11 protein-coding genes are annotated in these 14,617 nt (G+C 59.2%); 3 read left to right on the top strand and 8 right to left on the bottom strand.

Annotation, left to right across the window (positions count from 1 at the left end):
- Positions 1 to 163 precede the first annotated feature (163 nt).
- Positions 164 to 3,937, top strand: coding sequence for a methionine synthase (metH, locus tag DA915_RS10735; protein ID WP_107675802.1), 3,774 nt, complete (start codon positions 164 to 166; stop codon positions 3,935 to 3,937).
- A gap of 70 nt (positions 3,938 to 4,007) precedes the next feature.
- Here the strand turns inward: metH and DA915_RS10730 are convergent, their stop codons facing one another.
- Both DA915_RS10730 and DA915_RS10725 read right to left on the bottom strand, forming a co-directional pair.
- Entirely contained in the window at positions 4,008 to 5,339 is a 1,332-nt protein-coding gene (locus tag DA915_RS10730) for an MFS transporter (protein WP_060727421.1), read from the bottom strand.
- Between the two features lie 78 nt (positions 5,340 to 5,417).
- The gene (locus DA915_RS10725) at positions 5,418 to 6,194 is read right to left on the bottom strand and encodes an AAA family ATPase (RefSeq protein WP_107675922.1); all 777 of its coding nucleotides are present in this window, start codon (positions 6,192 to 6,194) and stop codon (positions 5,418 to 5,420) included.
- Between the two features lie 290 nt (positions 6,195 to 6,484).
- Between DA915_RS10725 and DA915_RS10720 the strand changes: the two genes are divergently transcribed.
- Entirely contained in the window at positions 6,485 to 7,165 is a 681-nt protein-coding gene (locus tag DA915_RS10720) for a hypothetical protein (protein ID WP_244600701.1), read from the top strand.
- A 41-nt stretch (positions 7,166 to 7,206) separates the two neighbouring features.
- On the opposite strand, the gene DA915_RS10715 is transcribed toward DA915_RS10720, so the two are convergent.
- The 6 genes from DA915_RS10715 to DA915_RS10685 form a co-directional block, all read right to left on the bottom strand.
- The gene (locus tag DA915_RS10715; RefSeq protein WP_004430649.1) at positions 7,207 to 8,250 is read right to left on the bottom strand and encodes a zinc-dependent alcohol dehydrogenase family protein; all 1,044 of its coding nucleotides are present in this window, start codon (positions 8,248 to 8,250) and stop codon (positions 7,207 to 7,209) included.
- A 95-nt stretch (positions 8,251 to 8,345) separates the two neighbouring features.
- Positions 8,346 to 9,404, bottom strand: coding sequence for an ABC transporter ATP-binding protein (locus tag DA915_RS10710; RefSeq protein ID WP_107675800.1), 1,059 nt, complete (start codon positions 9,402 to 9,404; stop codon positions 8,346 to 8,348).
- A 13-nt stretch (positions 9,405 to 9,417) separates the two neighbouring features.
- Entirely contained in the window at positions 9,418 to 10,200 is a 783-nt protein-coding gene (locus DA915_RS10705; RefSeq protein ID WP_004430656.1) for an iron ABC transporter permease, read from the bottom strand.
- On the bottom strand, positions 10,197 to 11,081 hold the full coding sequence (locus DA915_RS10700; RefSeq protein WP_004430658.1) for an ABC transporter permease subunit: 885 nt from the start codon (positions 11,079 to 11,081) through the stop codon (positions 10,197 to 10,199). Before DA915_RS10700 ends, DA915_RS10705 begins: the two co-directional genes overlap by 4 nt.
- A gap of 102 nt (positions 11,082 to 11,183) precedes the next feature.
- Entirely contained in the window at positions 11,184 to 12,290 is a 1,107-nt protein-coding gene (locus DA915_RS10695) for an ABC transporter substrate-binding protein (RefSeq protein ID WP_107675799.1), read from the bottom strand.
- 290 nt (positions 12,291 to 12,580) lie between these two features.
- A complete protein-coding gene (locus DA915_RS10685; RefSeq protein WP_004430661.1) occupies positions 12,581 to 13,459 on the bottom strand; it encodes a MurR/RpiR family transcriptional regulator in 879 nt (292 codons plus the stop codon).
- A gap of 176 nt (positions 13,460 to 13,635) precedes the next feature.
- Between DA915_RS10685 and DA915_RS10680 the strand changes: the two genes are divergently transcribed.
- Positions 13,636 to 14,409: an N-formylglutamate amidohydrolase gene (locus DA915_RS10680; RefSeq protein ID WP_107675798.1), complete on the top strand. Its 774-nt coding sequence runs from the start codon at positions 13,636 to 13,638 to the stop codon at positions 14,407 to 14,409.
- Positions 14,410 to 14,617: the final 208 nt, after the last annotated feature.

The following is a 14,617-nucleotide window of genomic DNA, read 5'->3' as shown; positions in this document are numbered from 1 at the left end:
GCTTATATCCTTGCCGTATAAACCTGTCATCTGTCAGCGATATTTCGTAACGTGACGCAACGACGCAAAGCCATGCCTGCCCCTTGAAGATATATTGACATAAACATATCTTTATGTGACTTGACGACTTGCGATCTTGCAAATCGAAATGAGGAGTGTGCCCGTGTTTGACGATCTGTTTGGCCCTGAAGGGGCAAAGCGCGACGGCGCGGAAATTTTCAAGGCGCTGCGCGAGGCTGCCAGCGAACGCATCCTCATTCTCGACGGTGCCATGGGCACGCAGATCCAGGGTCTGGGTTTTGACGAAGACCATTTTCGCGGCGACCGTTTCATCGGCTGCGCCTGTCACCAGAAGGGCAATAACGACCTTCTGATCCTGACCCAGCCCGACGCCATCGAAGAAATTCACTACCGCTACGCCATGGCGGGTGCGGATATTCTCGAGACCAACACGTTTTCGTCCACACGCATCGCGCAGGCCGATTACGAGATGGAAAATGCGGTCTACGATCTCAACCGCGAAGGGGCGCAGATTGTCCGCCGCGCCGCCCAGCGCGCCGAGCGGGAAGACGGCCGCCGCCGTTTCGTGGCCGGCGCCATCGGCCCGACCAACCGCACGGCCTCTATTTCGCCTGACGTGAACAATCCCGGTTACCGCGCCGTCACCTTCGACGATCTGCGCATTGCCTATGGCGAGCAGATCGACGGCCTGATCGACGGCGGTGCCGATATCATCCTCATCGAGACGATTTTCGATACGCTGAACGCCAAGGCGGCGATATTCGCCTGCGAGGAGCGTTTCGAGGCCAAGGGCATCCGCCTGCCGGTGATGATCTCAGGCACGATTACCGACCTCTCCGGCCGCACGCTTTCCGGTCAGACGCCTTCGGCGTTCTGGAATTCGGTGCGTCACGCCAACCCCTTCACCATCGGCCTGAACTGTGCGCTCGGTGCGGATGCGATGCGTCCGCATCTGCAGGAACTGTCTGACGTCGCCGATACCTTCGTCTGCGCCTATCCCAATGCCGGCCTGCCGAACGAATTCGGTCAGTATGACGAAACGCCTGAGATGATGGCGCGGCAGGTGGAAGGCTTCGTGCGCGACGGTCTCGTCAACATCGTCGGCGGCTGCTGCGGTTCGACGCCGGAGCATATCCGGGCGATTGCCGAAGCGGTCAAAGATTACAAGCCGCGCCCGATTCCCGAGCACAAGCCCTTCATGTCGCTTTCCGGCCTTGAGCCCTTCGTGCTGACCAAGGACATTCCCTTCGTCAATGTCGGCGAACGCACCAACGTCACCGGCTCGGCCAAGTTCCGTAAGCTCATCACCGCTGGCGACTACACGGCGGCTCTCGCCGTTGCCCGTGACCAGGTGGAGAACGGTGCGCAGATCATCGACATCAACATGGATGAAGGCCTGATCGATTCCGAAAAGGCGATGGTGGAGTTTTTGAACCTCATCGCCGCCGAGCCTGACATCGCCCGCGTGCCTGTCATGATCGATAGCTCGAAGTTCGAGATCATCGAAGCCGGCCTGAAATGCGTTCAGGGCAAGCCCATCGTCAACTCGATTTCGCTGAAGGAAGGCGAGGAGAAGTTTCTCCAGCAGGCGCGGCTCGTTCACAATTACGGTGCGGCGGTCGTCGTCATGGCCTTTGACGAGGTCGGGCAGGCCGACACCTATCAGCGCAAGGTGGAAATCTGCTCGCGCGCCTATAAGCTGCTGACCGAAAAGGCCGGCCTGTCACCGGAAGACATCATCTTCGATCCGAACGTTTTTGCGGTGGCGACGGGTATCGAAGAGCACAATAATTACGGCGTTGATTTCATCGAGGCCACCAAGACCATCCGCGAAACCATGCCGCTCACGCATATTTCCGGCGGTGTTTCCAACCTGTCCTTCTCCTTCCGCGGCAACGAGCCGGTGCGTGAGGCGATGCATGCCGTGTTCCTCTACCACGCCATTCAGGTTGGCATGGATATGGGCATCGTCAATGCCGGGCAGCTTGCGGTTTACGACAATATCGATGCGGAACTGCGCGAGGCCTGCGAGGACGTGGTGCTGAACCGTCGCGACGACGCGACGGAGCGCCTGCTCGAGGTGGCTGAGCGTTTCCGCGGCACAGGCGCCAAGGACACCAAGGTGCAGGATCTCTCCTGGCGCGAACTTCCCGTCGAGAAGCGTCTGGAGCATGCGCTGGTCAACGGCATCACCGATTTCATCGAGGCCGATACGGAAGAGGCGCGCCAGAAGGCGGAGCGCCCGCTGCACGTCATCGAAGGGCCGCTGATGGCCGGCATGAATGTGGTCGGCGACCTGTTCGGTTCGGGCAAGATGTTCCTGCCGCAGGTGGTGAAATCCGCCCGCGTGATGAAGCAGGCCGTGGCCGTGCTGCTTCCTTACATGGAAGAGGAAAAACGCCTCAATGGCGGGTCTGAGCGTAGTGCTGCCGGCAAGGTGCTGATGGCGACCGTGAAGGGCGACGTGCACGATATCGGCAAGAACATCGTCGGCGTCGTCCTCGCCTGCAACAATTACGAGATCATCGATCTTGGCGTGATGGTGCCGACGACGAAAATCCTTGAAACGGCTATTGCCGAAAAGGTTGACGTGATCGGCCTTTCGGGCCTCATCACGCCATCGCTGGATGAGATGGTGCATGTGGCGGCTGAAATGGAGCGGCAGGGTTTCGACATTCCGCTTCTGATCGGCGGCGCAACGACAAGCCGCGTGCATACGGCCGTGAAAATTCATCCGCGCTACGAGCAGGGTCAGGCGATCTACGTCACCGATGCTTCGCGCGCGGTCGGCGTCGTGTCGGCACTTCTCTCCGCCGAGCAGAAGCCCGCTTATATCGATGGCATTCGCAGCGAATATGCCAAGGTGGCGGAGGCCCATGCCCGCAACGAGCGCGAAAAGCTGCGCCTGCCGCTTTCCCGTGCCCGGGAGAATGCGCACAAGATCGACTGGTCGAGCTATAGCGCCGTCAAGCCGCAATTCTTCGGCACCAAGGTGTTCGAAACCTACGATCTTGAGGAGCTTTCCCGTTACATCGACTGGACGCCGTTCTTCCAGACCTGGGAGTTGAAGGGCCGTTTCCCGGCGATCCTCGAGGATGAAAAGCAGGGTGAAGCGGCGCGTCAGCTTTATAGCGATGCGCAGGCCATGCTGAAGAAGATCATCGAGGAGAACTGGTTCCGGCCACGCGCGGTAATCGGGTTCTGGCCCGCCAATGCGGTGGGCGACGATATCAGGCTGTTCACGGATGAGAGCCGCAAGGAAGAGCTTGCGACCTTCTTCACGCTGCGCCAGCAGCTTTCCAAGCGCGACGGTCGTCCCAATGTGGCGCTGTCCGATTTCGTGGCGCCTGTTGATAGCGGCGTTGCCGATTATGTCGGTGGTTTCGTGGTGACGGCGGGTATCGAGGAAGTGGCGATTGCCGAACGTTTCGAGCGGGCGAATGACGATTATTCGTCCATCCTCGTCAAGGCGCTGGCCGACCGCTTTGCGGAAGCTTTTGCTGAATGCATGCATGAGCGCGTCCGCAAGGAGTTCTGGGGTTATGCGCCGGACGAAGCGTTTGCCGGCGACGAGCTGATCGGCGAGGCCTATGCCGGTATCCGCCCCGCGCCCGGCTATCCGGCCCAGCCCGATCACACCGAAAAGAAGACGCTGTTTGCCCTGCTCGACGCCACCAATGCGGCGGGCGTGGAACTGACGGAGAGCTATGCCATGTGGCCCGGCTCGTCGGTGTCAGGCCTCTATATCGGCCACCCCGAGAGCTATTATTTCGGTGTCGCCAAGGTGGAGCGCGACCAGGTGCTGGATTATGCCCGCCGCAAGGATATGCCGGTGGAAGAGGTGGAGCGCTGGCTCGGGCCTGTTCTCAACTACGTGCCGACGAATGCTGCCGAGGAAATCGACAGCGCTGCGTGAGGTTTCACTCATCGTCGTTGAAATAAAAAAGCGCGGGTTTTGCCCGCGCTTTTTTTGTTAACTGTTGAACTTACGACCTTAACGCCGCCAGTTCCTCGATGCCGACATGGCTCTCGATCTCGCTGCCGCGCAGATAGAGGTAGAGGCCGATCGCGAAGGCGAGGATGGCGATGAAGACCAGATACCAAGCATGGGCCATCGGATTGATCGCAAGCGCCGTCGTCACGCCGATCGGCGTCAGCCCGCCAAAGACGGCATAGGAGACGTTGTAGGCGAAGGAGAGGCCAGAGAACCGGACCGATGCCGGGAAGGCGCGAACCATGACATAGGGCACCGCACCCGCCATGCCGACCGAGAGGCCCATCACGCCATAAAGCACGAACATGGTCTGAAGCGAGGTGCCGGCGTAGCTGTAGAAGGTGAAGGTGGCGATGCCGAAAAAGATGCTCGCGCCCATGAAGAAGAGGCCGGAGCCGATACGGTCGATCAGGGCGCCGGCGATGATGACGCCGAAGATCAGGAACAGCGTGCCGAAGCTGGTGCCGGCGAGCGCCTGCGTCGGGGTGTAGCCATAGAGCTTCTGCAGGAAGGTGGCGGTCATCAGCGTCGTGACGACGATGGCGGCCGACAGAACCCATGTCAGCAGAGCGGAGATGATCACGCCACGCATATGGTGCTTCAGTACCAGCCCGAGCGGCAGCTTGTCCGTCAGCGATTTTGACTTCTTCATCTCCATGAAGATCGGCGTTTCTTCCAGCCAGCGGCGCAGATAAACAGCGATCAGGCCGAAAATGCCGCCGAGCAGGAAGGGAATGCGCCAGGCGTAACCGGCCACGTCTTCCGGTGTGAAGAGCGAGTTGATGGCGAAAGCGATTAGCGAGCCCAGCATGATGCCGAAAGAGAGGCCGGATGTGAGAAAACCGCAGGCAAGCCCGACGCGGCGGAACGGCACGTGTTCGGCAACGAAGGTCCAGGCCCCCGGCACTTCACCGCCAATGGCAGCACCCTGCAGCATGCGCAGGATGATGAGCAGGATGGGGGCGGCGACGCCGATGGTGGCATAGGTCGGCATCAGCGCCATGCCCAGCGTGGAGAGGGCCATCAGCAGGATCGAGAAGGCAAAGACGCGCTTGCGGCCATAACGGTCGCCATAATGCGCGAGAACGATGCCGCCCAGCGGCCGCACCAGATAACCGGCGGCGAAGATGCCGAAGGTCTGGATCATCACCAGCCAGTCGGGCATTTCCGGCGGGAAAAACAGATGGCCGATGACAGTCGCGAAAAATACGAAAATGATGAAGTCGTAAAATTCGAGCGCACCGCCCAGGGCCGAAAGACCGAGAGTTTTGTAATCCTGGCTGTTGAGTGGCCGGGCTGCTGCCGGTGTGGTGGTGGGAGACATGAAGCTGCTTCTTTTCTAAATTACGTATTACTTATGGGCATGCGGCAAGCGCAGTGCGATTTCAAGCCTTATCGATGTTCAATCGCTCAGGTATTTCGAGGGACGGTCGAGGAAGCGTCGCAGGAAGCTGATGTTCTCCAGCTCGTCATAGAGGCGCTCGGTGACGCCATCCTCATCGAAACAATAAATCGTCGCCTCGGGAATGGCCAAGAGCACCGGTGAATGGGTGGCGATGATCAACTGGCCACCACTATCGGCGGCGTCACGGATGAGGGCCGCCAGTTCGAGCTGTTTTTGCGGCGAAAGCGGGCTTTCCGGTTCGTCGAGAAAATAGAGGCCGGCGCCATGGACCCGCCGGTGCAGAATGTCGAGAAAACCCTCGCCATGCGACCGCCGGTCTATGGCATTGTTCCTGATGATCCCGCGAAACGTCTCCGGAGTTTCCTCGGGAAAGTCTTCGCCTTTTTTCAGAGCCTTCTCCCGCTCCCAGCGAAAATCGTCCAGCGCCTCCTCGTTCTGGCGACGGACATAACCGAGGACATCTTCCGCGCGCAGGAACATGCGAATCTTCGGATATTTCTTGCGGGCGAAATAGAAAGACTTCGCCACGGTCTCGGCATGCTGGAGATAGAGGTCGCCGGCCACCTGTCCGTGATTGCCGATGGCATAAGCCGTCATCCCCGCCGCCAGCCCCTCCAGCAGCGTCGATTTGCCGGAGCCGTTATTGCCGGCAAAAAAGGTGATTGGCGTCTTGAATTCGAGGCGTTCCAGATGGCGCAGCGCCGGAACCGAGAAAGGGTAATCATCCCTCCCGTCCGTGCTTTCCTTCATGGTTACGCTGTCGAGAAACAGCATGTCGCAGTCCTTGCCAATATCCATCCTGTGCGGAGGTGGTGAGCCTCGGCGCGTCTTGGAGACCCGAGGTGTGTGAGTGGGAGTGGAGTTTAGCGCGGTCCGCGGCCTGCGCCAATGGCGCCGGCCTGTTCGGTCTCGACTTTGTTCCGCCGGAACATATACTTTTTAGTGTATTATAAAACAATAATTCGTAATATGTACTATAGTATGATTTTGTTATGCGATTATATATAATAATTATTGTGTAATTAAAAGACTATTTCAGATAGATACTTCGTATTAATACAGTGATGTCAATCGTCATTCATTCTCATTGCTGTTGTGGAGGATGGATGAATTACATTGCACTATTTTCTGCCGCGGCCCTTTTTTCCGCGATATTCGCGAGTGGGGCGGAGGCGCGGAAGGTTCGATTATTTGCCATACCCGGATTTGGCGGCGGTGAGACGATCGATCTCGTCTATGATCTGCCGAACACTGCAGCTTTCCTTCGGGACGGGAATGCGCTTGATCTCGGTTATCTGAACGGTAGCACGAGCGGCTATGTCCTGTATCACGGCGACCGTTATACCAAGCTCAGCGATGCAGATATTGCGAACCTGAAGGCGACGCTTGGTTTTGATCCAACGACCAAACACCGCATGGAACGCGCAGCCCGTGACGAGGAGAACAGCCGCTGGGGCTTCGTGATTTTCATCGCCGTGCTTGTGGTCGGCTTTTTGGTGCTCATCCACAAGGGGCTACAGATCATACGGTGGTTTGCGCGGTCACTGACGACACCAGCCGTCACTGACAATGGTTCGGCGGACGCCGTGTCCGACCCGATGAAAATTCGCAAGAAGCAACTGGTGAACCGCCAATGGAGCGACAGCCAGGCGAATCCCGGCGCAAGTGTACCGTCACCTTCTTCAGAGCAGGCGCCTTCCCGGGCCAGCGCTCCTGTCCGGGCTTTCGGGCGCAGGAACGCCTGAGCCTGACCCGGCTCCGACCGCGAACTGCCGCAGGACCCGGACTATTCGAACCGGTCTATGATGCTGATGCCGCTTTCCCTGAAGCTATCCATGGCGGGCAGGGCGGTTGCGGCCTCTGAAAGCGTGATGTGGCGGCCGATCAGTTTTTCCGGCGCGAGCTTGCCACTTTCGATCATGGCCAGCATGTCCTCGTAACGCCACGCCTGCATGCCGTGGCTGCCGTAGATTTCCAGCTCATGGGCGATCACCCGGGCCATGGGAATGGCGGGCATGGCATGGTCGGCGAGCATGAGGCCCACCTGCACATGGCGTCCACGCCGGCGCAGGTTGCTGATGGAGTTGCAGCAGGTCTGCGGGTGGCCAAGGGCATCGACCGAGACATGCGCACCGCCGCCTGTCACCTCGCGCACGGCTTCGGCAACATCGGCAACCGTGCGGCTGTTGATTGTCGCGGTCGCGCCGAGCTGCCGAGCCATCTCAAGCTTGTCTTCGGCGATGTCGATGGCGACGACCTGCGCGCCAAGACCAGCGCCGATCATGATGGCGGAGAGGCCGACGCCGCCGCAGCCATGAACCGCCAGCCATTCGCCGCCCTTCAGGCGTCCCTGATCGGTCACGGCACGAAAGGAGGTGGCGAAACGGCAGCCAAGACCAGCGGCGGTGGCGTAGCTCATCGATTGAGGCAGATGCACGAGGTTCTGGTCGGCATAGTCGATGGCGACATATTCGGCGAAGGAGCCCCAATGGGTGAAGCCGGGCTGGAACTGTGCTTCGCAGACCTGCTGGTTGCCGGAACGGCATTCATGGCAATGGCCGCAGCCGGACACGAAAGGAACGGTAACGCGGTCGCCGGTCTTGAAGCGGGTGACGTGTCTGCCGACTGCGGCGATGACGCCGGCAAATTCATGACCGGGGACGTGCGGCAGGCGAATATCCGGGTCATGCCCCATCCAGCCGTGCCAGTCGCTCCGGCAAAGGCCGGTCGCTTTCACCGCGATGACGACACCGCCATCGGTTGGTTCCGGATCGGGCAGGGATGCGACTACTGGGGTTTCGCCGAATCGTTCGTAATAAAGCGCGCGCATCATGGCCTCACATCGTTGGTATGCAGGTTCGAAGTGATACCCGCTCTACCATTTCCAGCAAGGGGGAGAAGTGGTTTTGCATCCGGGAAGATGATTCAGTCCTTGATGACCATCAGGTCGCCGGCCGCGAATTTCAGCGTCACCGGCTCACCGACGGCGGGTGGTGCGGTGCCGGGATCGTTGAACATATCAAAAGACAGGGTCGAGCCACCAAGATCGAGACGGGTGCGGATGACCGAGCCAAGGAACTGGCTGGAGGTGACCGTGCCGGAAATGGCGACATCGCCTTTCGCGTCGTTGCCGAGCGAGCCCGCTTCCGGTCGCAGGGCGAGAGTGATTTTTTCGCCGTTCGCCGCATTGACCGGCTTGTGGAGGGTGATCTGCTGCTCTCCGACACGGATGGTGTTGGAGGAGGAATCCACGATGGTGGCGTCGATGAGGTTGAGCGTACCGACGAAGGAGGCGACGAAGCGCGTCGCGGGCTTGTTGTAAATATCGAAGGGCGTGCCGATCTGGTCGGCGCGGCCGCCATTCATGACGACGATACGGTCGGAAATCGACAGGGCCTCTTCCTGATCGTGGGTCACGAAAATGGTGGTGATGCCGAGTTTCTGCTGAATCTGGCGGATTTCCTCACGCAGTGAGACGCGGATTTTGGCGTCGAGCGCCGAAAGCGGTTCGTCGAGTAGAAGGACTTCCGGCTTCGGGGCCAGAGCGCGGGCAAGCGCCACGCGCTGCTGCTGGCCGCCCGACATCTGGTAGGGGTAACGGTCGGCCAGATGTTCCAGATGGATGAGCTGGAGCATTTCCTTCACGCGCGCATCGATCTCGGCTTTCGGTTTGCCGGCGACTTTGAGCCCGAAGGCGACGTTTTCATAGACGTTCATGTTGGGGAACAGCGCGTAGGCCTGGAACACCATGCCGATATTGCGCTGATTGGGGCGGAGCGCCGTCTGGTCCTTGCCATTGATGACGATCGATCCGCCAGTCGGGATTTCAAAGCCGGCGATCATGCGCAGCACGGTGGTTTTGCCACAGCCCGATGGTCCAAGAAAGGAGACGAACTCGCCCTTTTCGATGGCCATGTTGAAATCATGCACGACCTGCACGGAGCCGAAGGATTTCTTGATATTGCTAAGTGTCAAAAAGCTCATGAAAATCTTGTCCTCAGGCCTTGGGAGGCGCGCCCTTCTGGTAGCGTGAAACGAGTTGGATCAGACCCAGGCACCCCCAGGTGATGCCGAAGGAAATCACGGCAAGGGCCGCCGGTTCATAGGCGCGGTTGGCGCCGAGCAGCTGCATATAGGGGCCGAAGGCCGGGCGGTTCAAAAGGGCCGCCATGGTGAATTCACCGATGACGATCGCGAAGGTCAAAAACGCGCCCGAGAGCACCGCGACCAGAACATTGGGCAGGATGATGCGCGACAGGATGGTCGTCCACCCCGCGCCAAGGCTTTGCGCTGCTTCCGTCAGCGTCGAGACGTCGATGGTCCTGAGACCGGTGTCGACGGCGCGGTACATGTAGGGCAGGGCGAGCGTGGCATATCCGAACATCAGAAGAAGGTTTGTGCCGAAGGTCGTGCCGGTCAGCGGCAGCCAGCTCGAGGTGTTGTAGAGACGGATGTAACCGAACACGATGACGATGGCCGGGATAACCAGCGGCAGAAGAGTAATGAATTCGATATATGGCCGCAGGCCCGGCAGTTTCAGCCGTACCCAATAGGCGGTGGGCACAACAAGCAGAACGCCGAAGACGATGGTGAACAGCGCCATCACGACGGAATAGCTGAAGGTTTCCTGAAAACGCGGATCGGTAAGCACCTTGGCATAGGCGTCGAAGGAATATTCGCCGCGCCGCATTTTCAGCGAGAAGTTGGTCATGCCGATCAGCGGCAGGGCGAAATAGAGCAGGCCGAAAATCAGCGCGCCCCAGGCGAAGAAACGCTTCATTTCAGCCACCTTTCGCTGCGGGCGCGCAGCCAGATATAAAGTGCATTGGCGATGCCTGTGACGACGATCATGCCGAAGGCAAGCGCATAACCGAGATGCGGATTGCCGAGAACGTCGCCACGGATCTGCGCGAAAAGCAGGATCGGAACGATATTGAGCGAGGAACCGGTGAGCGCGATCGCGGTTGCCACCGCGCCGAAAGCGTTGGCAAACAGCAGCGACATGGTGCCAAGCAACGACGGCAAAAGGATGGGGAAGGCAACCATGCGCCAATATTGCAGGCCGGTTGCACCGAGAATTTCCGCCGCTTCGCGCCATTCGCGCTTCAGGCCATCAAGTGCCGGCGTGATGATGAGGATCATCAGCGGTATCTGGAAGAACAGATAGGTGACGGTGAGGCCCCAGAAGGACAGGATATTAAAGCCCAAAAGCCTGAGATCAACGCCGACCTGCGTCTTCAGAAAAACGGTAAGCAGGCCGACCGGACCGAGCGTGGCGATGAAGGCAAAGGCGAGCGGCACGCCGGCAAATTGCGAAGCGACGCCGGAAAAGGTGAGAAGCGGGCCACGAATGCGCTGCGGCAGGCCACCCAGCACCACGGCTGCGGCCACGGCAAAGCCGATCAGGCAGCCGAGCGCTGCCGAGGCAAGGCTGATCTTGATCGAAATCCAGTAAGCGGCAAGGATCGATGAGGTGAAAAGCCCGGCAATGTTTTCCAGCGTGAAGCTGCCATCCGTCTGCTGAAACGCGCCGATGACGATCTTCATCGTCGGCAGGATCAGAAACAGCAGAACAAAAACGGCAAAAGGTACGATCCCTATCCAGTGAAGAGGCAGTTTCCTGCCCGCATCGGATGGTCCGCCGGTGTTGGTCGATGACATGCCTTGTCCCCAAACGCCGCTTTCAAAACGGTCTGTCTATTAAGGTATTCATTATAAAAGAAGCACCCCGGCTTTGATCGGCCGGGGTGCATTTTCAACAGTTTACTTCACGTTCGCGCCGACGACGCTGTCCCAGCCGCCGGTGACGGCAGCCTTGTTGGCGTCGACTTCCTCGAGTGTCGGGAAGATCGCCTTTTCATAGGCTGCTGCCGGCGGCAGGCTGTCGATAAGCGCCTGCGGAACCTTGCCGGCCTTGACCATGGCGTTGAAGCGGATCGGGTGGCAATAGCCCTTCAGCCAGCCAAGCTGACCGTCGTCGGAATAGAGATGCTCCATCCAGAGCTTTGCAGCGTTCGGATGCGGTGCGTAGGCGGAAATGCCCTGAACGTACACGCCGGCGAGAACGCCCTTCTCAGGAACGACAACTTCCGTCGGCGGGTTGTCGTTCAGCGTCTTCTTCCAGGAAAGGGCGTTATAGTCCCAGGCGATGATGATCGGGGTCGCACCCTGGGCCAGCGTGCCGGCCTTGCCGATGACCGGAAGGAAGTTGCCCGCCTTGTTGAGGTCGGCGAAATACTTCAGGCCGGCTTCACCGGCTTCCTTGCCGGACTTTGCACCAGTGGAAAGACCGGCGGCGAGAACGCCGAGGATCGCCTGGTTGGAGGCGCGCGGATCGCCGGCAAGCGCTACCTGACCGGAATATTCCGGCTTCTGCAGGTCGGCCCAGTCCTTCGGCGTATTCTTGACGAGGTCCTTGTTCACGAACATCGACATGACGCCGTAATAGTCGCCGTACCAGTAACCTTCCGGATCCTTCACATTGTCAGGGATTTCGTCCCAGGTGGAGACCTTGTAAGGCTGCAGCAGGCCTTCGGCCTTCATCTGCGGACCGAAGGCGAGACCGACGTCAACGACGTCAGGAGCCTGCGGGCCCTTGTTGTCCTTGTTCGCCTTGATGGCTTCGACTTCATCGGCGGAGCCGGCGTCGGGGTTCAGCTCGTTGACGGTGATTTCCGGGTACTTTGCCTTGAAAGCGGCAATCACGTCGCCGTAACCACACCAGTCGTGCGGCAGCGCGACGGTGGTCAGCATGCCTTCCTTCTTGGCGGCGGCGATCAGTTCGGCGCTCGGTTCAGCGGCGGCAATCGCGGTGGAGGCGATGACCACCGCGGTGGTCGTAGCAAGCAGTCGGCGGCAGTGAGAGATCACTTTTTTCTCCTCTTCGTGTTCTCATATTGCGGACGCTGATACGGATTCTCGATGAAGCTAATGTGACGGCCAGATTACAATTTATTTATCCGGATTCCGCCACTTTACACTCGTTTTCCGCCATTATCAGGTTTGTATGCCTGCAATTGCGGGAGTTGCCCGTTGTCGTCCGTTAGACCAGATGCGTTCCCCAGCTTGGTGTTTTCCCCTGTTTTATCGTGCTGGTGGCGATGACAGGTATCCAATCAGCGTGCGGCATCCGCGTCAAGTCGTATGCCGGCTATGCAAATTCATGTTCTTTCCGGCCTGCGGAACAGCCGTGTCTGTTCAAACAGGCCTTCCAGCGCGTTCATGCGCTCCTTGGTTTCATCCCAGGTGCCGCTCTGCACCGCCTCGATCAGGGCTTCGACCACGAACAGTGTGACCACGGAGGAATCCCATGCCGAGGGAGCCTCGATCCTGACGCGGAAAATGTGCAGCGCATGGCGCGCCACCGGCGATGTCCATTGATCGGTGAAGAGGATGATCTGCACGCCGTTGGCCTTGGCCACCTCGGCGAGCGTCGTCATGTCGTGCTCGTAACGGCGGATGTCGAATATGACGAGCACGTCGCCGGCGCTCATGTTCAGCATATACTGCGGCCAGGCGCTGGAATTGGACGACATCAGCGTCGTCTTCGGGCGGATCACCTGCATATGGGTGAAGAAATATTCGGCAATCGCGCCGGTGATGCGCCCACCCACGAAATAGATGCTGCGCTTGCGGTCGGAAAGCAGCGCGGCGGCATTGTCGAAGACGGCGGTGTCGAGATCGCTCAGCGTATCGCGCAGATTGCCGGTAATGGCGTCGGCGAAGCGGTTGAGAATGTGCAGGCCGGGCGCATTGGTTGCCCAGCGGTCGTGTTTGGCGATTGGACCGGAGATCGTTGCTTCAAGTTCCTGATGCAGATGCGCCTGAAATTCCGGATAGCCCTTATAGCCGAGTTTCTGCACCATGCGCGCCACCGTCGGCGTCGAAACGCCGGCATTTTCCGCGATCGTGGTGATGCTGCCGAGGCCGGAGACGGGGTAGTTGCCGAGCAGGCTTTCCGCCAGCCGTTTTTCCGAACGGGTCAGCGCGCCGTAATGAGCGTGGATGACATCCGACACGGTCGCCGTCGTGCTGCGCAAATTTTTCCCCTTTCCGGTCTTCTGCCGGTGCATGGGTAAAATAAACATCTGTGCCAGCTATCGAGTCAATGGGAAAAATGAAGAGAAAATTTCAAAATTCCATTTGACACTCGCAATAATGTGAAGAATTCTTTTCGTCATTGGTGGAACACGGGGTTTCCGGGTGGGGTTCGTGCATGACGGTGCGTTCACGGTTTTTCACAGAAGCGGAAGGGCAGGCCGTCGGCATTGAGAATGCGGCGGCGAAAGGCGATGTCCTTCTCGTCTGCGAGCATGCCTCCGCCACCATCCCGCAGAAATACGGCACGTTGGGTCTTTCGCCGGAGGTGCTTTCGAGCCATGCGGCCTGGGATCCGGGCGCTCTCGCCGTTGCCCGGCTGCTTTCTGAAAAATTTGACGCCACGCTCGTCTACCAGCGGTTTTCGCGTCTCGTTTATGATTGCAACCGGCCGCCCGAATCGCCTTCCGCCATGCCGGTGAAAAGCGAGATTTACGATATTCCCGGCAATTTCGAGCTCAGCGAAGCGGAGCGGTTCGCCCGCACGTCAGCGCTTTATGTGCCGTTTCATGATCGGGTGAGCGAGATCATCGCTAAGCGGCAGGCGGATGGCCGCAAGGCGGTTGTGGTAACCATTCACAGTTTCACGCCCGTTTATCACGGCCGGTTCCGCGAGGTTGAGATCGGCATCCTGCACGATAGCGACAGCCGCCTGGCGGATGCGATGTTGGCGGGCGCCGAAGGATCTTCGCTCAGGGTCAATCGCAATGATCCTTATGGCCCGGAAGACGGCGTGACGCATACGCTACGGCTGCATGCGCTGCCGGACGGGCTTTTGAACGTCATGATCGAAATCCGCAACGATCTCATCGCCAATGAAGGAGATCAGGCGGCCATTGCCGGTTTTCTCCATGAGCTCATGGAGAAGGCGCTCTCATCGATTGACGGGTGAGGGAGCAAGGGCTGGCCGATGGTGAAAGCACCGGGGCCGGCCATTGAGACGAGACTGCCGCCATTCAATAAAGCCGGAAAGGCGCGAAGCGGCAAGGGAACAGCAAGTGCGTGCGGCAGAGCGAGGGAAGCACCCGCGTGAAGCCGGAAACTGGGGCACAATCGGCCAATAACGGCTGACTGGCTTGTTTTTTTCTTATCAGGAGAGA

It is taken from the genome of Agrobacterium sp. LAD9, assembly GCF_003031125.1.
In the GTDB taxonomy this organism is placed as follows: domain Bacteria; phylum Pseudomonadota; class Alphaproteobacteria; order Rhizobiales; family Rhizobiaceae; genus Agrobacterium; species Agrobacterium radiobacter.
This window is presented reverse-complemented; position numbering and strand designations above follow the sequence as displayed.